Genomic DNA, 23,040 nt, shown 5'->3' with positions numbered 1-23,040 from the left:
AACGCCAAGGCTAGCAAACACACGAGCCCTGCGTTGCCGGTTGCCGCGACGGCGCGCACACTTGCAAATGCCCGCGGCCAAGTGGACTCGATCGCGCAAGCCCCAAAGGTCGACGACCCGGTCCTTGTAGCACTCAGCTTTCGGTCGAGCCCTCCAGGCTAAAGCCGATCTTCAACGTAACCTGGAAATGGGTGATCTTGCCATCCGCCACGTGCCCGCGGGTCTCGGCGACTTCAAACCAACCGATGTTTCGCAAGGTGTGCGAGGCTCGGGTAATCCCTCGCTGGATCGCATCCTCGATGCTCACCGTCGAAGTTCCGACGATTTCGACGATCTTGTAGACGTGCGGTTCCATGTCGCCCTCGCATTTTTCCAGGTTTGGACCCCACCCACAGCCTTATCGCAATATTCACTGATTCTCGACCCCGCCCGCGACGGGCCGTCCCTAGTGGACTTCACCCTCGGCGCATGACCTAGGTTCGCCGCTGCGGATCGAACCTGCGGGGCTGCTCACAGATCGTGAAGAACACGGAATTGGGGATAACGAAAAGCTACTCGCAGGGGACTAAGGTTCGAAATCCGCCTGCCTTTCCATCCCTGAGCTCGGCTCTTTGGGGCCGACGCCGGCCGGTCCACCACCCAGTAATATCTGGTAAATCGTTGCCAGTCGGACTCTCGCCCCGAGCCAAGCGTTTTGGAAGCCTCGTCATCCTACAACAGGATATCCGGACGGCTCTGCCTAGTCCCCGCCGAACGCCGCAGCCGCCCGAATGATCGCCTCGTAGATGCGCTCGAGTTAGATCGGCTCGATGCAATAGGGCGGCATGACGTATACCGTGTTGCCAAGTGGCCGCAGGAGGAGGTCACGCTCGCGGAAGAATGCGAGCAGCTGCGGGCCGAGTGCAGAGAGGTAAGCCCCCTCCCCACCGCCGATCTCGCAGGCGGCGATCGTCCCCAACGAGCGAACATTGTGAATGCCCGGGACGGCAGCGAGCCGTTCGACGTGTTGGCCTTGCAACTCTGCAAGCTGCGCGACGCGCTCATGACGGCGTTCGCTGGAAGGCAGTCGCGAGCGATGGCGCCATGCCGGATGCGAGCGCAACCGAGGATGGTGCGATCATGCTGAGGCGAGCCGAGTTCGCCTTTGCGGGCCGAGGGACAGCGTTGTGGCGTCTTAAGCCATATGTGCGCCGCGCGAGCCGCGAGGTCCGTGAGGCTTTCCAAAGTGCGGTCGAGATCGCGCTCGATTGGCCACGGGGTAGCTTCGGTGAAGAGATCAGGTCGCTGGAGCAGCGGCGGTTGCTGGTCACGCGCCACCGTACTGTGTTGGCCCGCGCCTACAAATGGGCCTTCAAAGACAAGAACGACACTTCGCTATCGCTGTATTCCGGGCTTGCGAACCCGGGGCAATGCGGGGCGGTGTTCTCCGGTCGGCCACGGCACGCTGTTCCCAAAGTCGGTTGGCTAGGCACGGGCGACGCTTATCTGAGCGACGCGATCGTATCGCGGCGTTCGAACATCATTATCGCGACGAGCTCGATCAGGTCTCGACCTTTATCCTACCCCATCATGGCTCGATCCATAATAGCGACCCCGCGCATCTCGTCAGCGCTGCCGACCTGTTCGTTGCGTGCGCCCAGCCCATCCACACGCGCTGGCGGCATCCGGACCCGATTTTGGTGCGGGCAATTCGTGGCGACCGCCGGCGTTTCCGGCTCGTCAGCGGAAAGCCAGTGTCAGAACTCGTCGAGAAAATGGTGGTGTTCACCCACGAGCAGCATCTCGAAAGCTATTACTCGGGCTATTAGCCGACGACGCATGGATCGAATATCCATCAAGGGCTCGCGCGCCGTTCAGCGTCGCGTCTCACAATTTGGAACCTTGCGGGCGACCATCTGCTGTGTCCCAGGCGATGACCGCGATTCCAGTCGACTGGCGTGAGATTATCGCGCATCTCAGATGCGCGATAATCTCAGTAGCTGGCCGAACATCGGACGTTTTATGTCATCAATTGCGCGCGTGGCCATGGCTCCCGGGCTTCGCGTATGAACCAGACGCTAGACAATGTCGGCAATCGGTGCGGGATAGCCATTGTTTTGACCTAGCTTCTCCCGTGGCTCAGCCGACTTCGGGATGTCACTTGAACGGGTAAAGCAGATCAAAATTTTGCATATGATCGATTATAGCCGGTCATCGATTGACATTAGATCGATTATTCTCGATCATATTCCTGCGAAGCGATCAACCGGAGCCGATCATGGATATCAAAGCACTTGGTAGGAAACATTTGGAAAGCCGCCTTGCGCCATTGCGTGAGATGGACTTTGCCCGCCCGCAACGCGGCTGGCTGCGAGCTATGCGCGAGGCGCTGGGGATGACAACGCGCCAGCTCGCGCAGCGGATGGACAAAGTCCAATCCGCCGTCGTCGATATGGAGAAAAGCGAAGCACGTGACTCTATCTCGCTCGCCTCTCTGCGCCAAGCCGCCGAGGCGATGAACTGCGAACTCGTTTACGCGATCGTCCCAAGGGGACCAATTGACGAAATGCTGCGCGCGCGCGACGGAGATTGCGGCCCGCCAGCTCGCCCGGGTGAGCCACACCATGACACTTGAAAATCAAAGCCTGCGTCGCGCTGACCAGGAAGCCGAGCAGGAAAGGCTGATTGACGAACTGTTGCGCGGTCCAACGGCGCGGTTGTGGGACAACAAGGGGTGACAGAAGACCTGTTTCAGGACGAAGCGGGCGCGACCCCGCTTACCCACGAAGAAAAGCTGGGGTTGCTTCCGTCCTACATCACGAGGCGCAGCGAGCTCAATGAAGTCGAGCAGATCAACATCACCGAGGGCGAACGCTGGGCCTTCAACCGCTCACGCGACGTACTGGACGAGGAATTTTTACGCGATCTGCACCGGCGCATGTTCGGCAAAGTGTGGCGCTGGGCCGGAGACTATTCAAAGGAGCGGGACCGGCGGATCGGTTCAGACAATTACATGATCCCGATCGACCTGCGTGCATTGATGGGGGAAGTGCAGGCATGGATCAATCTAGATTCCTTTCCGCGCGATGAAATCGCCCTGCGCTTTCATCACCGCCTGACCCAAATTCACCCCTTTCCAAACGGCAATGGGCGGTTCTCGCGCATGGCCGCCGACTTGTTGATCACTCGCCTGGGTGGCGATCGCTTTACCTGGGGCAGCGTCAATCTCGTCGACGCGAGCGCGACAAGGCATGCATATATCGAAACACTACAGGCGGCGGATAAGCATGCCATGGAGCCCCTGCTGGATTTTGCTCGGTCCTGACTCCACCACACTGGCGGCTGGTTGTCCGAAACATGTAGTCGTATTTCGGACAGGCCTTCGCAAGGCCCGGCCATTGTCAACGACCGGCAGGCGCGCGTTGAGGCTAAATCTCCGCATCGGGTTATAGCGAGGCAATCGGACTCGAACCATCGCGTCCGAATACGTCCTGCCTTTTCCACGAATCCAGATCGTGCTATTGATGCCTTTGGCGACTTTGCAAGTCCATGATTTCACTGAGATGGCCGGCACTCACGGCAACGCCGGACAGGTCAACTATTCGTCGGCCAAGGCCGCTCTGGTCGGCATGACCAAGACGCTCTCGAAGGAATGGGGACGTCACAAGGTATGCGTAAACTGCGTCGCCTTCGGCTTCATCGAGACCCGGCTGACCAAGTCCAACGACGATCCCGAGACGAAGATCAAGATCGAAGGCCAGTCGATCCAGGCCGGCGTTCCCGCCCAGATGTTGAGCATGCTCAAGACGACGATTCCGCTCGGCCGGGCCGGAACACCCGAGGAAGCAGCTGGCGGTGTCTATCTAATGTGTTCGCCCGAGAGCGACTATGTGAGCGGTCAGGTCCTGATCGTAGGCGGCGGTCTAAGGCTCTGAGATTTTCGCGGGGTCGGCGCCGACAATTCAGCCGTCCCTTTAGAGCCTGGAATGATCAGGTACTGAGCTCGACCGCCAAACGTCCGTGTGTGGACGCCCCGCTTTTGGGTCCGTGTAGGATCCATTCCCATGACCGAGATGCCGCGCGCAAAGTTGCCGCGATGGTGCAGGAACTAATCGACAACTATTGCCGCCGTCTGATCGCAATCTTGCAGGTTTTCGATATGGCACGAGAACGCCGATTTAGCCGGCCGAGGAGAAACAAGATCCCCAACGTCTTGCCATAGCGTCAAATTTGTGGTCGCACCGTCGCGCAAGCAAAACCAGCAGGTGTCTGATGCCGATAGAAAGGCATTTTATAACTAGACTAGGTCGAACCGTCTGAGGAAGGCCTGCGGGTCCGGAGAGCGATTAAGCAGCGCGAAGACAGACTCAGCACCCGGCCGAAGCGAGCCAACAGTGAGAACGCAGTGGCGCCATCCCTCGGCGACATCGGCGTCATAGAGACCACCCGGTGCGGCCATGAACAGCTGCAATGTATCTGCAACCAACACGTCCGCCCAGAGATACGAATAAAGCGCGGCTGCGTAATGCTCCCCCGCGAAACTGTGAAACTGGTGCGGAAGCCGCATGAGCGCGTCGATCGCCGCGGGCATCTCCAATTCGGCATAAAGCCGCGACTCGACCGCCAGTGGATCAAGATTGTCGACATCCTGTAAACTGTGAAGTTCCAGATCGACGATCGCCGGCGCAAGATATTCGAGCCAAGCCGAAGTCACGCGGCGATGCTTCTGTGCCGCGACGATCGCGTCGATCATCGCATCGGGCATCACTTCTCCCGTGCGGCAATGCTTCGCGTGTCGCCGCAGCAAATTGCGATCGAGCAGCCAACGCTCGTTGAGCTGTGAGGGGAGTTCGATCATGTCCCACTCTACCCCCATCGGACCGAGCGATTCATATGGCGCGCGGTTCAGCAGCATGTGCAGCGCGTGACCGAATTCGTGAAACAGAACGTTGGCGTAATCCCAACCCATCTTTACGGTGCCGTCCGCCTGTGGTTCGAGGCTGGAACAGATGAGCGACAAAGGGAGCTGCGGTGCGGGCACGATCGCGTGAGGACGCACTTCCTGCTGCCACGATCCCGGCTGTTTTCCCACGCGCCGGATCACGTCGAACCACACCGCACCGATCGCTGCGCCTTGGCGGCGGACCTCGTAGCAGCGAATGTCCGAAGCCAGTCGCGGCGCCTCGGGTAGGGGCGCAAATGTCAGCCCGTGCAGCCGGCCCATCGCGTCGAACAGCGCCGCCAGCACGTTGTCGAGGCTGAGGTAATCCTTGATCGCTTCGCTATCGAGAGCGAACCGAGCCTCGCGCAGACGCTCGGCATAGAACGGATAATCGCTGGGCTCGAGCGCCCCGTGGACGCCATCGGCAGCCGCCAAGCGTTCGATCTCGGCCAGGTCCGCCCGGGTTCGGTCGAGCACCGGACCCCAGGTGGCGCGGAGCTGCGCCATCGCCGCCTCCGGCGTTCCAGCCATCTTGTCCGCCAGCTGATAGTGCGCGAAGCTTGGATAGCCGAGCAGCCGTGCCTTTTGCGTACGCAGCGCCGCGATCTCGGAAATGAGCGGGCGGTTATCGTAGGGCCCCTCGTTCTCACCGCGCCTCGCCCATAGTTCGCGAACACGCCGCCGCAGGTCCCGGTTCTTCACCCCCTGCAGCGCCGGGTTGACCGAGATCCGCGTGTTAGCGATCGCCCATTTGCCCGGCGCGCCAAGGCGCTCGGCCAGCGCCGCCGCCTGCGCGATGAAGGCATCGGTCATCCCGTGGAGTTCGCCCTCGCTGTCCACGAGGGTCGCCTGCTCCTGCTCTTCGTCGGACAGGTTCTGGGCGAACCTCGCCTGGAGTTCGGCAAGCCGCTGCTCAATCTCCTTGAGCCGTGCGCGGTCTGCGTCGGACAAGCTCACACCGCGCCGGACAAAGCGCTTCTTGAGGACGTGCAGCAGGCGGTGGTCGGCAGCGGACCTGTCGCGATCGAGTTCGACCGCTGAAAGGCGCTCGAACAGTGCCCGGTCGGTCCAAAGCGTGGCGTCGAAGGCGGCGAGCCTGGCTGCCATGCGCACCCGCACGTCCGCCATGTCTGGCGTCGCCGCGGTCCAGCTATAGGCGTTGAACATGGCTTCCGCGCGTCGCAGCGGGGTCAAGGCCAGCTCCAAGGCGAGCACGCTGTTGTCAAACGTCGCGGCTTCCGCGTCGTTGCCGATGCGCTCCGCCGCGTGAGTCACAGCGGCCATCGCTTCTTCGAGCGCCGCCTCGATTTCGCCCGGCGTGACGCTCCCGAACGGCGGTAAGCCGCCCAGCGGGCCCGCCCAAGCGATCACTGCGTTCATTGTCCGAACCTTTCTGGCGTAGGTCAGCTGCACCATTGCTTCGCGTTTTCTATTGCATCGAGCACCGTCCGCGCGGTGCTTGCGTCGGACAGCGCATGCGCCCCGCGTTCGTTGACTTGAAACGTCGAGCCTGGCCACGCCTTGTGCAGCGCCCAGCCGCGCGCGACAGGGGTCGTCACATCGTAGCGGCCGCCGAGGATCGTGCAGGGCTTGTCGGCAATCCGGTCGATGTCCTTAAGGAGCTGCCCGGGTTCGAGGAAGTGCACGTTGGCTGAATAGTGCAGGAAAAGCCGTGCGAGCGGCAGCGCAACGTTCGGATCCCCGTAAAGCTTGAGCGTTTCCTCGCTCGGCTGCAGTCCGACGGTCGCGGCGGAATAGAGGCACAGCGCAAGCGCGGCGGGCATATGAACGGCAGGATCGAGATCGAGAATCAGCTGATGTAGCGCGTTCATCGGATCGTGACGTCGGGAGTGCGGCAGCGTCTCGAGCAGGCGGTCAAAAGCTTCGGGGAATAGCTGGCGCGCGCCCCGCCACCAGAAGGCGCGGTCCTCGACATCGACCAGGGTGACGCCCGACAGGATGAAGCCGAGGCAGGTGGCGGGATGGGCTTCGCCATAGGCCAGGCCCAGCGCGGTCCCCCAGCTCCCGCCAAAGACCAGCCACTGCTCGATCCCGAGATGCGCACGAAGCTCCTCAATATCCGCGATCAAGTGCTGCGTGGTGTTCGCGTGGGTCGCGGCGAGCGGCGTCGACTGTCCGCAGCCGCGCTGATGGAACGTGACGAACCGATAGAAATCAGGATCGAACCATTGCCGATGGTGCGCACGCGACGGCGCCCCGGGTCCCCCATGCAGGAATAGCACCGGCACGCCGTCCGCCTTGCCCGATTGCTCCCAGTAAATCTGGTGATCATCTCCCACATCGAGCATGCCCGAAGCGAGCGGCGCGAGCGGCGGGTAGAGGAAATCAAGATGGCTTGGCGGCGACGCTTTTGTGCGGTCGGGGTTGGTCATGCCGCGCACTCAGCAAGCTTGCATCGCAGGGCTTGCGGCTGACGGAACTCATGGCCGACTAGCTCGGCCAGGTCGCCATCGGCGTGGATCGCTGCGAAGCGATCAAGGAGCGCTTCGATCGCGATGCGCGCTTCTGCCAGCGCGAGATGCGCGCCGAGGCAGTAGTGGCTTCCATAAGCGAAGCCCAGGTGCCTGATGAGGTCGCCGCGCAACGGATCGAAGTCATCGGGCATTGCGAAAACGGCGGGATCGCGGTTCGCCGAAGCGATCATGGCATTGACCGTGGCGCCTTCCGGGATCGCGACCCCGCGCAGGCGAATGTCGCGACGCACGTGGCGTGTTGCCGATTGCACGGGCCCCGACCACCGCACCGTCTCCTCGAGAAAACGCGGCAGCATGGCCCGCTCACCGCGCAATCGCACCTGCCATTCAGGCCGGTCGAGCATCAACCACAGCGCGTTGAGGATGAGCGCCTCGACCGTGGAAATACCGCCGAAGAAAATGATCGAAAGATTGCGCGCCACCTTATCCTTGCAAAGCGGCGAATCGATCCTGGCGTAACGGTGGAAGTGACTTCGCAAGCGGCGCGCGCAATCGGCCCCTTGATCTGTCGCTGCGCTGGACTCGCCGTGGTCGGCCAGCGCCCGCTCGAAAATGGCGAAAAGCGCCGATATTTCTTCTTCCAGCTCCGGTGGCATTTGGAAGGCGAGCAGCATCACCTGAACCGGGAGCCGTGCGGCGTAGGATCGGCGCAGGTCGCACCGGACGGGCAAGCTGGCGACGAGCGCCTGTGCCGCCGTCGCAATTTTTCCCTCCAGCTCATCGCGCACCCGGCGCCGCGTGAAGAGGGGCTGGAATTGCCGCTTCAACGCGTCATGCGGCGCGCCGTCGAGCGATAGGATCTGCTCGCCAAACGTCCGCTTTATCAGCGATGCACCTGAATCGGTCGAATAGGTCGCCGGATCGGCCAACACCTGCCGCACATCGTCGTAGCGGGTGACGAGATACATACCGAGATCCGGCGTGAAGGAGACGGGATCTTCGGAACGCAGCCTGGCGTAGATCGGATAGGGGTCTTCGGCAAAGTCGCACACGCGCAGCCGCGGGCCCACGGTCACAACCGCGCGTCCAGAAAGGCACGGATCGAGGGCAGAACCAGATCGCTTTGCCCGATAAGGTCGTGCCCGAAGCCGACGAACTCCTGTACCGTCCAGCCGAGCGTTTCGAGTTCGGCCCGGTGGGCGCGGCAGCGGCTGGCGATGGGCACCGCGTGCGACTCTTCCATCAGGTCGCCCTCGCCCCCAAAGAACAGATAGCGCGGCCCCTCTAGCGCGCGGACGCGCGAATCGTCATCTGCGCCAAGGCTGGCGTAGAACGTCGGCCACTGCCGATATTGGTCGTCGCAGCGCAGCATGACCCGGGCGTGATCGGGCACTTTGCCAACACGTACGCGGCTCGCGGCGAGAAGCGGCGCCACCGGTGCGCCGAGCGGTGGCCACCCGCCGATCGCCAAAGCGGTCAGCCGGTCGGTGCGAATAGCCAGTTGGAGCCCGACCGCGCCGCTCCACGAGTACCCGACCCAGGCGAACCGTGCCGCGCCTGCCGCATCCGCGACCGCCAGCAGGTCTTCGACCACGCGATCGACGGTCATGGTGGCAGGATCGTGGTCCTTGCTTCGGCCAATGCCGGGATAGTCGGCCAGCAGCAGCGTGTACCTGTCGGCAAGTGCCGCCTCCCAAGCCGTGCGCATCGCCTCACCGTCCTTGCCGAAAATGTCCAGCTGCGAAGCCATCAGCGGCAGGCCGACCATCACCACCGGCCCGCTGCCGACCGTCTCCCACCAAATGCCCGAGGAGGTGACCGGCATCAGGCAGTCTCGAGCCAGGCTTCGACCAGCCTCTCAAGCACCGGCAGGGTGACCGCGCCGGCCGTAGTCACCGTGTCGTGGAAAGCACGGTGCGCAAAGCGGCTTCCCAGGCGCGCTTCGGCGCGCCTGCGGAGCGAAAGGATCTTGGCCCCGCCGATCTGGTAGGCGAGTGCCTGACCGGGAAGCGCGATATAGCGATCGACTTCCTGCTCGATCGTCGCGCGCGGCAGCGTCAGCCGCGCTGCAAGATAATCGATCGCCGCCCCGCGCGTCCAACCGAGCGCGTGGATGCCGGTATCGACTACCAGGCGGCAGGCACGCCACAACTCGCCTTCCAGGCGGCCATAAAGCTCGGCAGACGTGGTATAGATCCCGAACTCGTGGCCCAACTGCTCGCAGTAGAGCGCCCAGCCTTCGATACACGCGGTGTAGTTGACCGCGCCATGACGGCGGAAGGCAGGGAGTTCGTCGAGTTCGGCCATCAGACCGATATGCATGAGGTGCCCCGGCCAAGCCTCGTGGATCGCGAAAGCGGGAAGGAAATAGGTCGGCAACCGCTCGGGCAGGCCGGTGATCCAGAACTTTCCGGCGACGCTGCCGCCCGAGGGCGAGGGCTGGGCATAAGCGGGCGGCATGCTCACCGACATCGCCGCGCTCATGCTCTCGACGCCGTAGGTCACCCGCGGAATTCGGCCGAAGAAATTGGGGATGCGCGCGTCGATGCGTTTGCAGACGATCTCGGCACGCTCACGCAGCGCGTTGGCGTCGGCCAGGATGAAGGTTGTGTCCGACACCAAGTGCGCGCGATAGGCCCTGGCATCGTCGTAGCCGGCGTCGGCGGCGATCGCCTCAGCCTCGGCCTCGAGCCGGGCGACTTCGGCCACGCCGAAATCGTGGACTTCGCGCGCGGTCATTCCGGTGGTGGTGAAACGTCGCACCCAGAAGTCGTAAAACGCCTCGCCGGCGGGGGCGTCGGTGCAGGAGATTGTCTCACGCGCCGCGGTGGCGATCGGGCCCTCTATCAAGGCCGCGTAGCGCTCGAAGGCAGGCTGGAGGCGCTCGGCAACGATTGTCCGGGCGCGCTCGCGCGCCGTTCGTACCGCGGGCTCGTCACGCACTGGACTGCGCTCGAACACTGCAAGCCAGGGACTGGCGTCAGGGTCGAGGGCGGCGGTGCGGCGCACGTTGGCGACCGCGGGCTCGATCACAGCGCGCGGAAAGCGGATGCCCCGCGCCAGCCCTTCCTTCAGGCAGGCGGCGATGTCGTCGAGGAAGGCCGGCAGCGCGGCGACACGCTTGACCCAAAGCTCGGCGGCGCTGGGGTCGGCGATGTGCGCCTGCTGGGCGAGGAAGACGGTGTTGAATTCCGGGCCCACCGGCAAGAGTGAGGGCCGCAGGTGCGACATGAGCGAATGCGCTTCGATGATGTTGCCGAGTTCGAAGCGCAGCAGCTCGCCGGTGGCGCGGGGCTGGCCCTCGAGCGCATCCAGGTCGAGGTCGTCGAGCTCGGTGAGAAAGGCCCGCGCCCGCGCAGCGCGGCGGTCGTGATCGGCGGGGCTTTCCCGGAACAGCGTGACCGCATCCCCGGCCTCGCCTGCAAGAAAGGCGTTGAACGGCACCTCCTCGCTAATGAAGTCCCAGAACCGCGCGGCGAGCGAATCGAGCTTGGCTGCCGACGTCATACCCAGCTCGCGATCGGCTCTAACGGCTCCTTGATCGTGGCGTGAACCGGGATGGTCGGGCCTGCGGTCGATCGTCGGATTAGATTGCACGGTAAACCTCGCTCTGCTTTCATCACCACTTGCCATACACTTGTGTATGGAGCAAGCTTGGATGAAACGGGGACCGGAATGAACCACGGCGAAAGTGAGGAATGGCTGTCGGCGCGCCCGAATTGGCGGCGGTGGGGCTGGTATGGCTTGGGCGTAGTGGTGCTCGCCTCGATCGTGGGCTCGGTGAACCGGGGGCTGATCGCGTTGATCGCCGAGCCCATGAAGCAGAGCATGGCTCTGAGCGATTCCGAAATCGGGCTGCTTACCGGGCTAGCGCTGACGTTCGTGACCGCCATCGCGACTTATCCGGTCGGCTGGATCGCCGATCGGTTCGACCGCCGCTGGCTCTTGGCCGGTTGCATTCTCATCTGGACGGTGGCGACGGTTGGCTTCGGCTTCGCCACCAGTTTCCGCGGCTTGTTTCTCTGCGCGATGGGCATTGCGGCGGGGGAAGCGGTGTTAGGCCCGGTCACGTATTCAATGATCCCCGACCTCTTTCCGAAGGAGCGGTGGGTGGCGGCGAACTTCGTGTTCGTGACCGCGACCCTGCTCGGCACTTACCTCGGAATGGCGCTGGGCGGATCGCTGTTCGGGTGGGTGGCCGCCAACGCCGCCGTGCTGCCCGGCTTCGTGGCCGGGCTCGAGCCGTGGCGGGCAACCATCGTGCTCAGCGCGCTGACGGGACCGCCACTGGCGGGGATGGTCTTCGTCATGCGCCTGGTGCGGATGACCCCGCCGCACGCAAAGTCCGCGCAAAGCGGCGTCGCCGCTTATTTCCGTGAGAACGCGCGCACCACGGTCGGCATATTCTTCGGGTTTGGGCTTAGCTACGCCGCGTTCGGCGCGCAGGCGCAATGGAACGCGGTAATTCTCCAGCGTCTGTTCAAGGAAACGCCGGCCCAAATCGGCCAGTTCCTGGGGGTGTTCGGCGCGGCAGCTGCGGTCGCCGGGGTCTGCCTTGCCTGGCTCGCTGTCAGGTCGCTCCGCGCGCGTCACGGCGACGAGACGCCAATGCTGGTCGCGCGCCTCGCGCTGCTGTGCGCCCTCGTCGTGTCGCTGCCGATCCCGTTCGCGAGCAAGGCGTGGCACTTCTACGCGGTGATCCTCGCCAAGATTGGCTTCACCTTCATGGCCAACTCGCTGTCGCCTACCGTGCTCCAGCTCATGTCGCCATCGCCGATACGCGGCCGGGTGGTGGCGCTGGGCGGCATGGTCACGATCGTCGCAGCGTCGTTCATGCCTTGGCTCGTCGGGCTGCTCTCGGACCATGTCTTCACCGGCCCGCGCGGCATAATCCTGGCGATGGCAGCCGTGGCGATCCCCGGCCTCGCGGGCGGGTTGCTGGCGTTGCACTGGGGGTCGCGCACCCTGGGCGAAACGATCGCGCGCGCGCAGGCGCGGGAAGTACACCCCTGATGCCGAACTGGCTGCTGCGTCTGCTCGCGCCCGAATGGTCGGGCAGCGTCGTCGGTCTCATCCTGGTCGGCATCGGTCTGTTAGGCAGCGGCGCTTGGCTGATGCTTGCGGCCTGTGGTACGCTGATCGTGACAGGCAATATCGTCCACCTCGTCCGGTTCGCCGCGTCGCGGCGCCGGTGCCCTGCGCCGGGGAAGCTGGTCGACGTCGGCTGCACCCGCGTTCATGTCCTCGCCGAAGGTGCCGCAACCGACCACTTGCCGATCGTGATGTTCGGGGGCGGCCACGCTCCCGGGGCGGCGATGGCGCATCTCCATCGCACGCTGCGAGAATTGACGCGCTCGATCCTGATCGACCGTCCGGGAACCGGCTGGAGCGACACCGGCCCGTTTCCGCGAAGCACGGCGCGTGAAGCCCAGGAAATGATCGCGGCGCTCGACCGCGCCGGCGAGACTGGACCCTTCGTATTGGTCGGCTATTCGTTCGGCGGCCTTCTCGCCGCCAATATCGCTCGCCGCTATCCGGAAAAGGTCGTGCGGCTGGTGCTGCTCGATGCGACGCCGCTCGAGACGGTGTTGCTGGGGCCCCGGCTCGGCTCGCTGCGCGCGATGCGGTTGCGAACGCTTGCCTCGGCTGCATGGCGCGCGGTCGGGCGACACGCGGACCTGGACGAAAAGGCGAGCGAGGCCAATCCCGCGCACGCGGAGGGACGTCGCGCGTTCGTCGAGGCCCTGGGCGGCGATTTGGACGCGATGCGCTCGATCGAAATCGGCGTGGGCGCGCAGCTCGCCAACTACTCCATCTACCGCGAACTCGATCCCGACCAGATTCCGCGGATCGCCTGGGAAACCGTGGTCTACGACGGCGATCTCGGCGACATGGAACTATGGCTGGTCGCGCCGGGCGACGCTGGCGAAGTTACCGCCGAAAGGGAAGTGGGCAGCGCTGCGGACGGCGATGCAGCGCGGATGATCAATTTTTACGCCAGGTCACGCGAACGCTATCTGGCGGCGTCGAGCCGCAGCCGTCGCGTCGTTGCCCCGCCGGGCAGCACCCACCAGTTTGTCTACACCCATGCCGATTTCGTGATCGGCACGCTGAGCGAGGCGGTGCGCCGCTGACAGGGCGCTTGTCACGATGCCTGGGCTGGCCCATGCAGCCCCCGCATTGGAGGAGAAGACCGGGATCATGGCGGACGCGAAGCCGCGATTGACGCGCGACGATTGGGTCAAGGCGTCGCGGCGACTGCTCGTGCAGTCCGGCATCGAGGAAGTGAAGGTCGATGTCCTGGCCAAGCGGCTCAAGGTGACCCGCGGCAGCTTCTACTGGCACTTCAAGAACCGCAAGGATCTGCTCGACGCGCTGCTCCAGAGCTGGCGCGATCACAAGGAGCACGAGCTTTCATTGGTCGAGGCACGCTGGCCCGATGGCGGCGCGATTGAGGTCGCGCGCGTTTGGCTCAGCGAAGAAGCGAGCTATCCCCGCTTCGACATGGCAGTGCGCTTCTGGGGGTGGAAAACCAAAGCCGTGGCCAAGATCATTCGCGATGTCGACGATCGCTGGATCGCTTTCTTCGCCAGCCGCTTCCGCGCGGAGGGCCAGTCCGAGACCGAAAGCTTCATCCGGGCGCGAGTGCTCTACCTTCATCAGATCGGCTACTGGGCCTCGGGCATCGACGAGCCGCTGAGCCAGCGGCTCGAGTACATGCCATATTACAACTACGTCCTGACCGGCGCCCGCGATCCGCACGCTGCTGTCGGCGGTGCAGAGCCGCGCAAGTCGAACCGTTAGAAGCTTCCCTTGACGCCTACCCCGAGCGTGCGCGGTCGCGTGCGGATTTCCTCGAAGAATGCACCAAAGCTGGGATTGATGATCCGGTTCTCGTCGAACAGATTGTTGGCGAAGGCGTAGACCTCGAGACCGCCGAAGCTCACCCCGCCCCGCAGATTGGCGACGACGCGCGACTGCGAGCGCTCGATGGGGTCTAGACCGAGCGCCGCAAAATTGCGCAGCGTGATCTGCGCGGCGTCGGTGAACCCCGCGTCGGCGTGGAAGATCAGACCCACCCTGTCATTGAGCTGGGGCAAGTAGTCGACCGATGCCGACCAGGTCCATTGCGGAACGAGATCGAGCGGATCCCCCGGCAAGCGGTCGGGCGACAGCGTCTTGTACTCGACTTTGTTCCAGCCGAGCGTGCCAGTCACGCTAAAGTCCCTGACCGGCCGCGCGATGAAAGTAAGGTCGACCCCGGGGCCCCGCGCCTTGCCGGCATTCTGCGTGCCGGTCAGGGTCGGGTTGTTGATCAGCGTCGCCTGAATGTTCTTGTAGTCATTGTAGTAGACCGCCGCCTCGACCAGCAGCTGGTTGCCGATCAAGCTCTGACGGGTACCGAGTTCGTAGCTCCACAGCTTCTCGGGGCCAAACGTCGCGGGCAGCACGGTCGCAGGGTTGAAGCCGCCGCTGCGGAAGCCCTTGGCCGCGTTTGCGTAAACGATGCCGCTGCTGCCGGTCTTGAGCGAGATGTTGACCCGCGGGTTGAAGCTGTCGAAGGTCGCGCGCAGCGGGGCGGGCAACACCGGTGATCCGCTCAGCGCAAACGCGCTCGTCTGGGAGCGCCGATCTCTGAAGTAACGTCCGCCAAGATCGACCGTGAGGTTGTCGGCGATATCGTAGCTGACGCTTCCGAACAGCGCGAGTACTTTGGACGTGATCCGGCTGGGGAAGACGAACACGACACCCAGCTGCTCGGGGGCGAGACCCGGGATCGCAGAAACGCCGCCGCCGACGATATTGCCCCGCACCTTGGCGTCGGAATAGCTCGCGCCGAGAAGGTAACGCAGCGGCCCCTCGCCATTTGACGAAAGCCTTGCTTCCTGAGCCCAGCGAATGAACTTGCCGCGTGCGTCGGTGACGGCATTGACCAGCAGCGGCGCGCCAAACAGTTGGTTGTAGAACTTCACCGAGTCGTCGATGCTTCGGCTATCTTGGTTGAGATAGCCGGTGGAGCTGAGCAGCGTGACTGGCCCGAGATCGTAGCTGACGACCAGATTGCCGAGATAGTAGTCCTGTTTGGCGGCCGACGGCACTGTCTGTTCGGTCGTACGATCGGCCAGCGAGTAGCTTTTCACGTCCTGTTCGGAGTTGTGGTAAAGCCCCAGAAGCGAAATGCTGAGCGCGTCGTCCGGCCGTACCAGCAGCTTGGCGCGCAGCGTCGTGATGTCCTGGTCGTTGAGGTTCTTGCCAAGAACGCCATCGGTCCACCCCGGCAGCCGTTCGTGCGCCGCGGCTACACGCAGGCCCGCAGTGTCGGTCGCCAGCGGCAGGTTCAGCACGGCCTCGCCGCGATAGCCGGTCGAACCGTCGCGCACGACGCTGACTTCGGCCAGCCCCGAACCGCTGAAGCGGGTCAGGTCGGGCGAGGCGGTAACGTAGCGGATCGTGCCGCCCATCGACCCCTCGCCATACAGCGCAGGCTGCGGCCCGCGCAGCACTTCGATGCGTTCGAGATCGAGCAGCCGCACTTCCGCGACGCCCGAAGCGCCCTCGGGATTGATCGAGAACTCATCGATGTAGTTGCCGACCGTAGGCAGGCCGAGATATTGCGAGATACCGCGAAGCTGGATCCGCTGCGAACCCGGGCCGATGTCGACGAGGCGCAGGCCCGGTACCGACGCCTGCAGGTCGTTGAGCGAGGTCACCCCGCGGTTCGCGATATCCTCGCTGGTGAAAGCCGAGACCGAGATCGGCACGTCGAGCAGGCGCTCTTCGCGGCGCTGCGCGGTGACGATGATCTCGCCGCCTGTCACTTCATTTTCAGCAGAGGCCGTCTGCGCCGCGGCCGGCATGGCCAGGCAAGACAAGGCCAGCGTCAGTGTGGAACCGCCCATCGCCGCAATATTGCGCTTCATCTCACCCGCCTTCCCTGAACGTCGCGATCGATCTGTCGCCATCCATACATGTATGTATGGTGAAGGCTGCCGTGTCAACACATCGAAGCGCGAGCGGGCGGCGCGCCTAGTGCCAGACCTGCGAAGCGACGCGCAGCCAGTTTCCCCCCAGGATCGCATCGAGATGGTCGGCGCCATAGCCAAGTGCCACAAGCTCGTCGGCAATCTCGCCGATGCGGGTCGGCGGCACCATCGTCAGCGACTCGCGCAGGCTCGGGTCGTCGGGAAAGGTATCACGCATCTTGAGAAGATATTCGTCCAGCTCGGCCCGGTCGTATACGTAGTCCAGCCCGAGACCGACGTGATCGGGGCCGACCAACTGCGCCACATGATCGACATGCGTTGCCACCAGCGCAGGGGATGCCTCGCCGCCGAGGAACGAGGAGAGGCCGTTTATCCCGATCACCCCCCAGCGTCAGCACAGGCGCGGATCAGGTCGTCGGGGATGTTACGGTAGTGATCATACAGCGCCGAACAGTTCGAATGCGAGAATATGACAGGCATTCCCGCTGCGTCGATCACCTCCCGCGCAGTGCGATGACCGGTGTGAGAGCAGCAAACGATCATGCCGACGCGCTCCATTTCGCGTAACACTTGACGTCCGTAGGGGGTCAAGCCCCCATCCTCGTCGGTGCACCCCCCGCCCGAATCATTGTTGCGATTGTAGGCGACGAGCATCCAGCCAACCCCGCCGGTTCGGAAGCGCTCGATCAGATCGATTCGGCCGCAGTTAAGCGGAACCATACCCTCGACGTCGAACATTACCCCCAGCTTATCGTCCGCGCGCGCAGCTTGGATGTCGGCGACGCTGCGCACGAGGAGATACTGGTCGGCGTGCTCAGCCAGCCAGCGAGAGAAGCTGTCGAGCATCGCCAGATGCTCGTCCGGACCTTGAGGGCCGAACCCAATGTTGAGGCTGAGGACATCGACGCCGGCGGCATGAGCGTCGGCCAACTGGTCGATAAATGCGTGATCGTCGGGGCGCAGGGGCATGCAGGCGTGATTGTCCCACACCAAGCCGCCGCGTCGTCGCAGTGCAGAGAGACTGGGTGTCATTGTGGTCCTTTCATGATGGGTTGCATCCATACACTACTGTATCGTATCCGGGCACCAAGCACTACCCGCTCGCTTCCCACATCTGTGCGGAGAGCGGGCAATACTTGGAACCATGTCCAGTGAGCGAAACTGCAGACGTTGTCATCGCGGGCGCCGGCATCATCGGGTTATGCGCGGCGTTGCAGATTGCCCGACGCAGCACGGCCCGAGTCCTCGTTCTGGAAAAAGGCAGGGGCCTCGGTGAGGGCAGCACCGGGGCCTCGTCTGCAGTGTGCCGGGCGAAGTATTCGCGCGACGAGACGGTGATCCTCGCGCGCGATGGGATCGCCGCCTACCGGCATTGGAAGGAGTTCCTCAGCCTCTCCGACCCCCTCGCCACGCTGCACGAGCTTGGCGTGGTGTGGCTGAGCGACGGCCGCGCAGGTTGGCCACAGACCGAGGCCGAGCGGATGCGGCGTTTGGGTGTCGCGGCCGAGGCGGTCGACGACAGCGCGCTCGCTGAGCGCTATCCCGCGCTCAACCCATGCGCCATCGCTCCCGATCTTGAAACCGGCGAGACCCATTCGTGTGGTCGGGGGGGACACCACCTCATTGAGACTCTTGGCGGTTATGTCGATCCGGTCGATGCGCTCGCCGATCTTCTCCGCGCGGTCCGCCAATTGGGTGTCGAAGTGCGCTTCAACAGCAAGGTTACTGGGGTAGAGAAGCGGAATGGCGCAATTCATGGGATAGTACTCGAGAGTGGTGCAAGGATCGGCTGCGGCGCACTCGTCACTACCAATGGTCCGTGGTGCAACGACCTGTTCGTTGCCGCCGGTCTCCATAGCAAGTGGCCCCTGGTGCCGACACGTATCCAGGTCGTCCATTTGGATCGGCCTTCAAGCGTGAAAGGCGAAGTTCCGGTCTGCGCGGATCCTGTGGGAGGAATCTATTTCCGTCCGCAGAACCGAGGCCAGCAACTGCTCGTCGGCTCGGTCATGGAAGAGGACGAGCAGGAAGAAGTTGCCGATCCCGATCACTTCGACCGGGGCATTGACGACGATTTCCTCCGCGAGAAGGTCCACCTGCTGCAACACCGCGTGCGCGGCCTCGACGTCATCCGCGGTCTGCGCGGCTATAGTGGACTTTACACCACCAATCCCATCGACGTGCACCCGGTAGTTGGCAAAACACCCATTCCTGGCCTGTATGTCGCTAATGGCTTCAGCGGCCACGGCTTCAAAATGGCGCCGGCGATCAGCTCGCTCATAGCTCAGGCGGTGACAGGGCAGCGGATTTCGGGCGATACCATGGTGTCGCCTGGATACCTGGCCTTTGATCGAACTCCAATCGCGGTGGCTTCGCGCAACGTGCTCGCTTAGACAGGCTTGTTCAGATCGCCACTCACAGCGCTGTGCTTCTGGAAAGTCGAGAATCATCTGGCGTCCCTTCGCCTCGGGAGGGGTTGTTCGCGCTACCTCCCCCTTGATGCCCGAGTCCGAGCTGGAAGCAGTAAGGCGGCTTATTGTTGAACCACCTCATGGCCGGTTGCCAGGTAAGTTCGGCGTCCTCGCACCTTGCCTTCGTCCAATGACCAAAGATCGACAAACCCGATCGAGCGCGCGTCGCCAAACGCGCCTTCCCCTTCGAACCGCCCGATCACCACCACCTCATCGCCGAGCGAAAGGATCTTTTCGATCCGATGCTCGCCGCGGATCAACCGTTCGTGCCGGAAGAACTTGGCGATCCGCGGCTTGCCGACGAACAACGAGTCGGCGCGGTGATAAACGGCATCGTCATGAAAGAGCGTGAGCACACCATCAACATCATCAGCGTCGATTTGCGCATAATAGCGCTCGACAAGCGCGCCGGCGATCATCCCCGTGCGCCGTGAAAGCGGGCCTCTGCCATATGGTCTGCGACCGCGGCGGTTGACTTCCCGCACTGCGCAGCGGTGACGATCACCTCCCCTAGCGTGTCCGCGAGCGTCGCCAAGTGCGCAGCAAGGGCTTCCGGCGTGCTGCCCATTCGCTGGTGGTGCAGCTCAACAATCCCCCCGGCGTTCGTCAAGTAGTCTGGGCAGTAGAGGATGCCGCTGGCCCGCAGGAGATCGGCGTCTTCATTTGCTGCCAGCTGGTTATTAGCACCGCCAGCGATGACGCGGGCGCGAATGGTGGGGATAGAGCGCTCGTTGAGGATCGCACCGAGCGCGCACGGCGCAAGAATATCGATATCCGCTGAGAGAATCTCATCGGCGGCAACAACCGCGCCAAACAGTTGCGCGTCCCGCGCGGGATCCGTATCGGCCACGGTCAGCACCGCGCCGGCTTCGCCTAGCAGACCGGCCAATCGCGCTCCTACGTTTCCCAAGCCCTGGATACCGACGCGAACGCCCCGCAAGTCGGTGCCTCCAACTTCGCGCCAAGCTCGCGCCATGCAATGAAACACGCCGATCGCGGTCGAGGCGGATGCGTTTCCGTAGCCATCGGCATAACCAGCGGAATACTGCGTGCGTTCGCCGATGACGCGGATGTCGTCTAGCGTTGTACCGGAATCAAAAGAGGTGATGTAGCGCCCGCCCAAGCTCTCGACGAAATCGCCGAACGCGTGAAGCAGCGCCGGGTTCTTGGCGGTCAGCGGATCGCCAATGATGACCGCCTTACCGCCCCCGTAAGGAATGCCCGCGATCGCACACTTGTAGGTCATCCCTCGCGACAGTCGCAGGACATCGGTCAGAGCATGCTCAAGCGTAGCGTAGGGCAACATTCGGCAGCCGCCGATCGCGGGACCGAGTGCGCGATCGTGCACGGCGACTATCGCGACCAGATCGCTCGCAGCGTCGCGATAGATGGCGACCAGCTCGTGATCGGAGGAGTCGAGGTCGGCGGTGCTCATGTGTAAAGTATATCGGCGCTTTACGGGAAATTCATCCACGCAAATTGGCCATTTAGGTAATTTTGGGTAAGGTCGTTAGCGCTATTCGACCAAATCAGGAGAAAGTATGTCCCTAGACCGAATCGACCTCGCAATTCTGACTATCCTTCAGGCCGATGGCTCGTTGTCGGTGTCAGAAGTGGCGTCGCGCATCGGGATGACTCCACCGCCATGCTGGCGGCGGATCCGGCGCCTGCGTGATGCCGGATATCTCGAGCGGCAGGTATGGTTGGTGGATCCAGAAAAGGTTGGGCTCAGCGTTACGATTTACGCCACGATCAAGCTGGGGGCCCATGACCGCGACGCCACCAGCGCCTTTCGCGAGCGGATCGCCGCGCTCGACGAAGTTCAGGAATGCTACGTCCTGCTGGGAGGCATAGACGTTTTGGTCAAACTGAGGGTGCCAAATATTAAGGCGTATGAAACGTTCTTTTATGAGCGTTTGTCGCAGTTGCCAGGCGTGCGCGAGGTTGAATCGAGCGTGGTTCTAAGTGAGGTCAAATCGACGACCGCCTTGCCGCTTGGGGCGGGGATAGCCGGCTGAGTTGTGACCTGCAGGCAAGGTCACGCCGCCCCCATCCCCGCGCGCCGAAGGGCAAAGTCTTTCGGGGGGGCGCTGCCTTGGCCGATCCAGGCCGCAACGAGTTCGCCGACGGCCGCAGAATGTTTGAACCCATGCCCAGAGCAGGCCGATACTACGGCGATACGTTCGCTCATGGGGTGGCAGTCGATAACGAAGTCGCTGTCGGGAGCTTGGGTATAAAAACACGCGGTGGCTTTGATCGTCTCCGCGCGTGCTCCGCGTAGTCGGCCGGCCACATGGTCGGCAAACATGGCCGTGGACTCCGAGGCGACCACATTGCGGTCCATAGCTTCGGGCCGCTCGAGCGGGCACTGATACTGCTCTGTCGCGACCTTTAACCCGCCGGTCGCTCCCGGCGCGATCGGAAACCCATAGAAGTTTTCCTGGGGGCCGGAACCGTGCGCCCAGATGAAGGTCGGAAACCGATCGGCGCTGTAAACTGCCGGTTCCTCCAACGCGAACCAATGCAGCACCTGGCGCAGCAAGCGCATTGGAGCGAGGGCCTCGCCTACCAGGGCGGGAGTCCAACCCCCGGCTGCCAGAACGACCCGGTCAGCCAGGACCCGCTGTCGATCCGTTTCGACCAGGACGCCTGCGCTTTCAGGGACGATGTTAAGCACCTGCTCGTTCAGACAGAGCTCTGCGCCGAGCGCCCGCGCCACGTGCAGTTGCACCGCGATGCAGCGCTCGGGATACACAAGCCCGCCGCCGGGCTCATAATACAGCCGTTCGTCACCGCGGAAATGGAACTGCGGAAAACGTCTCCGCGCTTCATCAATGGACAAGTCCTCATAAGCCACCCCGAAGCGCTCGGCGCCGCCGCGGGTGCACTCGAAGAAGCTTGGCTTGCCATGGAATTCGGCGCCGGGAGCCCCGTCGATCGCCATGAAGCCGCACTGCAGGAGTAGGTCTGTTCCGGTCTCCGCTTCGAGTTCACGCCAGATCGCGTGCGAACGTATCGCCAGCGGAACGTAAGCCTCTCCCTCACCTACGCCGCACCGCGTGATCCGCGTCTCGCCGTGACTTGAGCCGCGGTCGTGCGGCGGGGCGAACCGGTCGATGCCGACCGCCTTCACGCCGGCTCGCGCGAGCTGATAGAGGGCGGCACTGCCCATCGCGCCGAGCCCGACCACTGCGACATCGGCTCTCACGCGGCGTTCTCCTCAGCGGCGATCCGCTTCCGCGCGATCTCGGTCGCGACTTCCACCGTCGTTCGGGCGGACGCCTCCGCCTCCGCGATGATCGTGGCGGTCGTGGCGCCCAAGCGGCTGATCAGGGGCTGCGGATCGGCTCCGTCCATCAGCGATTGGGTGGCGCCGACGATCACTGCGCCAGCCGAGGCAAGGAAGTCGGGCACGAAGATAATCCCGCGCTGCGCCAACTCTTCCGCTGCGCCGAGTTCGGCGAGCTGGTTGTTGGCTCCCCCGCAGATTGCCCAGGCGGCAAGCTGCGAGACGATCAGGGGTGTGATGACGCCGCCGATCGCGCAGGGCGAGACGATGTCGCACGGCACCGTTAGGACTTGCTCCGCCGCGACAATGCCGGCGCCAAGCTCGGCACCTAGGCGGCGTGCTGCGTTCTCGTCCAAGTCCGCCACGATCAATTTGGCACCTTGTCGCTTAAGTTCGCGGGCCACCCCGCTGCCGATCAGGCCGCAACCTTGAATCGCCACTGTCAGGTCGGCTAGCTCTTTTCCGCGCGTGCGCGCGACCGCGCGCATGCAGGCGACCACGCCTTGGCCCGTCGCGTCACCCAAGGCCTGGCCCGACGTGTTGACGAAGCGGGAGACGCTCGCTGCCGCAAGAAGGTCCTGATGCGTCGTGCCGAGATCGCCTGCCGCACGATAAAGGCCCCCCAGGTCTTCGATGAACTGCCCCAGCCGAGCGAAAGCGGCACGCCGGTCGAGACCGGGGTGGTCGATGACGACCGTCTTGCCGCCGCCCCCCGGCAGCCCGGCAATGGCATTTTTCAAGGTCATGGCGGACGCGAGCCGTTGTGCGTCGGCAAGCGCGGCGGCGAAGTCTGGATAGGGTTGGGTGCGAATCCCGCCGAGTGCGGGGCCGAGGGTCAGGCTGTCCAACGCAATGGCCGCTTGCAGTCCGCTTGTGTGGTCCTGCAGCAGGAGGACCCGCTTACACGTGGTCCGCGCCATGGTATCGAAGGGTTCCATCG

21 protein-coding genes and 1 pseudogene are annotated in these 23,040 nt (G+C 63.6%); 9 read left to right on the top strand and 13 right to left on the bottom strand.

Annotated elements, in window-relative coordinates:
• Positions 1-133 precede the first annotated feature (133 nt).
• A complete protein-coding gene (locus GKE62_RS15010; RefSeq protein ID WP_154692936.1) occupies positions 134-355 on the bottom strand; it encodes a dodecin in 222 nt (73 codons plus the stop codon).
• 441 nt (positions 356-796) lie between these two features.
• On the bottom strand, positions 797-1,018 hold the full coding sequence (locus GKE62_RS15005; RefSeq protein ID WP_195908435.1) for a hypothetical protein: 222 nt from the start codon (positions 1,016-1,018) through the stop codon (positions 797-799).
• A 442-nt stretch (positions 1,019-1,460) separates the two neighbouring features.
• Here GKE62_RS15005 and GKE62_RS15000 point away from each other — a divergent pair, with 442 nt between their 5' ends.
• From GKE62_RS15000 to GKE62_RS14985, 4 genes are all read left to right on the top strand, one after another.
• Positions 1,461-1,808 carry a hypothetical protein gene (locus GKE62_RS15000; RefSeq protein ID WP_154692934.1) on the top strand — a complete coding sequence of 116 codons (348 nt, stop codon included), beginning with the start codon at positions 1,461-1,463 and terminating at the stop codon, positions 1,806-1,808.
• Positions 1,809-2,257: 449 nt separating this feature from the next.
• Positions 2,258-2,614, top strand: coding sequence for a helix-turn-helix domain-containing protein (locus tag GKE62_RS14995; RefSeq protein WP_154692933.1), 357 nt, complete (start codon positions 2,258-2,260; stop codon positions 2,612-2,614).
• Positions 2,615-2,713: 99 nt separating this feature from the next.
• Positions 2,714-3,304: a mobile mystery protein B gene (locus tag GKE62_RS14990; RefSeq protein ID WP_154692932.1), complete on the top strand. Its 591-nt coding sequence runs from the start codon at positions 2,714-2,716 to the stop codon at positions 3,302-3,304.
• Positions 3,305-3,542: 238 nt separating this feature from the next.
• The gene (locus GKE62_RS14985; protein ID WP_230206731.1) at positions 3,543-3,914 is read left to right on the top strand and encodes an SDR family oxidoreductase; all 372 of its coding nucleotides are present in this window, start codon (positions 3,543-3,545) and stop codon (positions 3,912-3,914) included.
• A gap of 362 nt (positions 3,915-4,276) precedes the next feature.
• Here GKE62_RS14985 and GKE62_RS14980 read toward each other — a convergent pair whose 3' ends face one another.
• Genes GKE62_RS14980 through GKE62_RS14960 form a run of 5 tightly spaced genes read right to left on the bottom strand, consistent with a single transcriptional unit; the run spans position 4,277 to position 10,863 of the window.
• Complete coding sequence (locus tag GKE62_RS14980) at positions 4,277-6,301, bottom strand: M3 family metallopeptidase (RefSeq protein WP_195908434.1); 2,025 nt, start codon at positions 6,299-6,301, stop codon at positions 4,277-4,279.
• A 23-nt stretch (positions 6,302-6,324) separates the two neighbouring features.
• Positions 6,325-7,314, bottom strand: a complete 990-nt coding sequence (gene pip / locus GKE62_RS14975; RefSeq protein ID WP_154692930.1) for a prolyl aminopeptidase — start codon at positions 7,312-7,314, stop codon at positions 6,325-6,327.
• Entirely contained in the window at positions 7,311-8,432 is a 1,122-nt protein-coding gene (locus GKE62_RS14970) for a cytochrome P450 (RefSeq protein ID WP_154692929.1), read from the bottom strand. Before GKE62_RS14970 ends, pip begins: the two co-directional genes overlap by 4 nt.
• Positions 8,429-9,181 carry an alpha/beta fold hydrolase gene (locus tag GKE62_RS14965; protein WP_154692928.1) on the bottom strand — a complete coding sequence of 251 codons (753 nt, stop codon included), beginning with the start codon at positions 9,179-9,181 and terminating at the stop codon, positions 8,429-8,431. The genes GKE62_RS14970 and GKE62_RS14965 overlap by 4 nt, the downstream gene beginning before the upstream one ends.
• The gene (locus tag GKE62_RS14960) at positions 9,181-10,863 is read right to left on the bottom strand and encodes a DUF885 family protein (RefSeq protein WP_195908433.1); all 1,683 of its coding nucleotides are present in this window, start codon (positions 10,861-10,863) and stop codon (positions 9,181-9,183) included. Before GKE62_RS14960 ends, GKE62_RS14965 begins: the two co-directional genes overlap by 1 nt.
• Positions 10,864-11,010: 147 nt before the next feature.
• Here GKE62_RS14960 and GKE62_RS14955 point away from each other — a divergent pair, with 147 nt between their 5' ends.
• The 3 genes from GKE62_RS14955 to GKE62_RS14945 are packed head-to-tail and all read left to right on the top strand — an operon-like array spanning position 11,011 to position 14,160.
• Positions 11,011-12,369 carry an MFS transporter gene (locus GKE62_RS14955; protein WP_195908432.1) on the top strand — a complete coding sequence of 453 codons (1,359 nt, stop codon included), beginning with the start codon at positions 11,011-11,013 and terminating at the stop codon, positions 12,367-12,369.
• Positions 12,369-13,490, top strand: a complete 1,122-nt coding sequence (locus tag GKE62_RS14950) for an alpha/beta fold hydrolase (RefSeq protein ID WP_154692925.1) — start codon at positions 12,369-12,371, stop codon at positions 13,488-13,490. The genes GKE62_RS14955 and GKE62_RS14950 overlap by 1 nt, the downstream gene beginning before the upstream one ends.
• Positions 13,491-13,506: 16 nt before the next feature.
• Complete coding sequence (locus GKE62_RS14945; RefSeq protein ID WP_154692924.1) at positions 13,507-14,160, top strand: TetR/AcrR family transcriptional regulator; 654 nt, start codon at positions 13,507-13,509, stop codon at positions 14,158-14,160.
• On the opposite strand, the gene GKE62_RS14940 is transcribed toward GKE62_RS14945, so the two are convergent.
• Complete coding sequence (locus GKE62_RS14940) at positions 14,157-16,277, bottom strand: TonB-dependent receptor (protein ID WP_195908431.1); 2,121 nt, start codon at positions 16,275-16,277, stop codon at positions 14,157-14,159. The genes GKE62_RS14945 and GKE62_RS14940 overlap by 4 nt on opposite strands.
• A gap of 106 nt (positions 16,278-16,383) precedes the next feature.
• A pseudogene (locus tag GKE62_RS19105) lies at positions 16,384-17,309 on the bottom strand (dipeptidase).
• On the opposite strand from GKE62_RS19105, the gene GKE62_RS14925 reads away from it, so the two are divergent.
• Positions 17,282-18,733, top strand: coding sequence for an FAD-binding oxidoreductase (locus tag GKE62_RS14925; RefSeq protein ID WP_154692920.1), 1,452 nt, complete (start codon positions 17,282-17,284; stop codon positions 18,731-18,733). The pseudogene GKE62_RS19105 and the gene GKE62_RS14925 sit on opposite strands and share 28 nt — an antisense overlap.
• A gap of 140 nt (positions 18,734-18,873) precedes the next feature.
• Here GKE62_RS14925 and GKE62_RS14920 read toward each other — a convergent pair whose 3' ends face one another.
• Complete coding sequence (locus tag GKE62_RS14920; protein ID WP_154692919.1) at positions 18,874-19,230, bottom strand: nuclear transport factor 2 family protein; 357 nt, start codon at positions 19,228-19,230, stop codon at positions 18,874-18,876.
• Positions 19,227-20,246 (bottom strand): Glu/Leu/Phe/Val dehydrogenase dimerization domain-containing protein, encoded by a 1,020-nt coding sequence (locus GKE62_RS14915; protein ID WP_154692918.1) that lies wholly within the window; start codon positions 20,244-20,246, stop codon positions 19,227-19,229. Before GKE62_RS14915 ends, GKE62_RS14920 begins: the two co-directional genes overlap by 4 nt.
• A gap of 106 nt (positions 20,247-20,352) precedes the next feature.
• Between GKE62_RS14915 and GKE62_RS14910 the strand changes: the two genes are divergently transcribed.
• Positions 20,353-20,829 (top strand): Lrp/AsnC family transcriptional regulator, encoded by a 477-nt coding sequence (locus GKE62_RS14910; RefSeq protein ID WP_154692917.1) that lies wholly within the window; start codon positions 20,353-20,355, stop codon positions 20,827-20,829.
• A 20-nt stretch (positions 20,830-20,849) separates the two neighbouring features.
• Here the strand turns inward: GKE62_RS14910 and solA are convergent, their stop codons facing one another.
• Together solA and GKE62_RS14900 are read right to left on the bottom strand one after the other, a co-directional pair.
• A complete protein-coding gene (solA, locus tag GKE62_RS14905; RefSeq protein ID WP_230206730.1) occupies positions 20,850-22,019 on the bottom strand; it encodes an N-methyl-L-tryptophan oxidase in 1,170 nt (389 codons plus the stop codon).
• A complete protein-coding gene (locus GKE62_RS14900; protein WP_195908428.1) occupies positions 22,016-23,038 on the bottom strand; it encodes a Glu/Leu/Phe/Val dehydrogenase in 1,023 nt (340 codons plus the stop codon). Before GKE62_RS14900 ends, solA begins: the two co-directional genes overlap by 4 nt.
• Positions 23,039-23,040: the final 2 nt, after the last annotated feature.

This window comes from Novosphingobium sp. Gsoil 351 (assembly GCF_009707465.1).
Taxonomy (GTDB): Bacteria; Pseudomonadota; Alphaproteobacteria; order Sphingomonadales; family Sphingomonadaceae; genus Novosphingobium.
Note: the sequence above shows the minus strand (reverse complement) of the source record. Positions and strands in the feature narration are given on the sequence as shown.

What these genes read in the sequence shown, in the direction of transcription:
- GKE62_RS14910 (WP_154692917.1), top strand. Translation starts at nt 20,353, where the DNA reads ATGTCCCTAGACCGAATCGACCTCGCAATTCTGACTATCCTTCAGGCC.
- GKE62_RS14995 (WP_154692933.1), top strand. Translation starts at nt 2,258, where the DNA reads ATGGATATCAAAGCACTTGGTAGGAAACATTTGGAAAGCCGCCTTGCG.
- pip (WP_154692930.1), bottom strand. Translation starts at nt 7,314, where the DNA reads ATGACCAACCCCGACCGCACAAAAGCGTCGCCGCCAAGCCATCTTGAT.
- GKE62_RS14985 (WP_230206731.1), top strand. Translation starts at nt 3,543, where the DNA reads ATGGCCGGCACTCACGGCAACGCCGGACAGGTCAACTATTCGTCGGCC.
- GKE62_RS14945 (WP_154692924.1), top strand. Translation starts at nt 13,507, where the DNA reads ATGCCTGGGCTGGCCCATGCAGCCCCCGCATTGGAGGAGAAGACCGGG.
- GKE62_RS15010 (WP_154692936.1), bottom strand. Translation starts at nt 355, where the DNA reads ATGGAACCGCACGTCTACAAGATCGTCGAAATCGTCGGAACTTCGACG.
- GKE62_RS14950 (WP_154692925.1), top strand. Translation starts at nt 12,369, where the DNA reads ATGCCGAACTGGCTGCTGCGTCTGCTCGCGCCCGAATGGTCGGGCAGC.
- GKE62_RS14925 (WP_154692920.1), top strand. Translation starts at nt 17,282, where the DNA reads ATGCGTGATCGTCGGGGCGCAGGGGCATGCAGGCGTGATTGTCCCACA.
- GKE62_RS14965 (WP_154692928.1), bottom strand. Translation starts at nt 9,181, where the DNA reads ATGCCGGTCACCTCCTCGGGCATTTGGTGGGAGACGGTCGGCAGCGGG.
- GKE62_RS14960 (WP_195908433.1), bottom strand. Translation starts at nt 10,863, where the DNA reads ATGACGTCGGCAGCCAAGCTCGATTCGCTCGCCGCGCGGTTCTGGGAC.
- GKE62_RS14915 (WP_154692918.1), bottom strand. Translation starts at nt 20,246, where the DNA reads ATGAGCACCGCCGACCTCGACTCCTCCGATCACGAGCTGGTCGCCATC.
- GKE62_RS14920 (WP_154692919.1), bottom strand. Translation starts at nt 19,230, where the DNA reads ATGATCGCCGGCGCGCTTGTCGAGCGCTATTATGCGCAAATCGACGCT.
- GKE62_RS14940 (WP_195908431.1), bottom strand. Translation starts at nt 16,277, where the DNA reads ATGAAGCGCAATATTGCGGCGATGGGCGGTTCCACACTGACGCTGGCC.
- GKE62_RS14900 (WP_195908428.1), bottom strand. Translation starts at nt 23,038, where the DNA reads ATGGAACCCTTCGATACCATGGCGCGGACCACGTGTAAGCGGGTCCTC.
- GKE62_RS14980 (WP_195908434.1), bottom strand. Translation starts at nt 6,301, where the DNA reads ATGAACGCAGTGATCGCTTGGGCGGGCCCGCTGGGCGGCTTACCGCCG.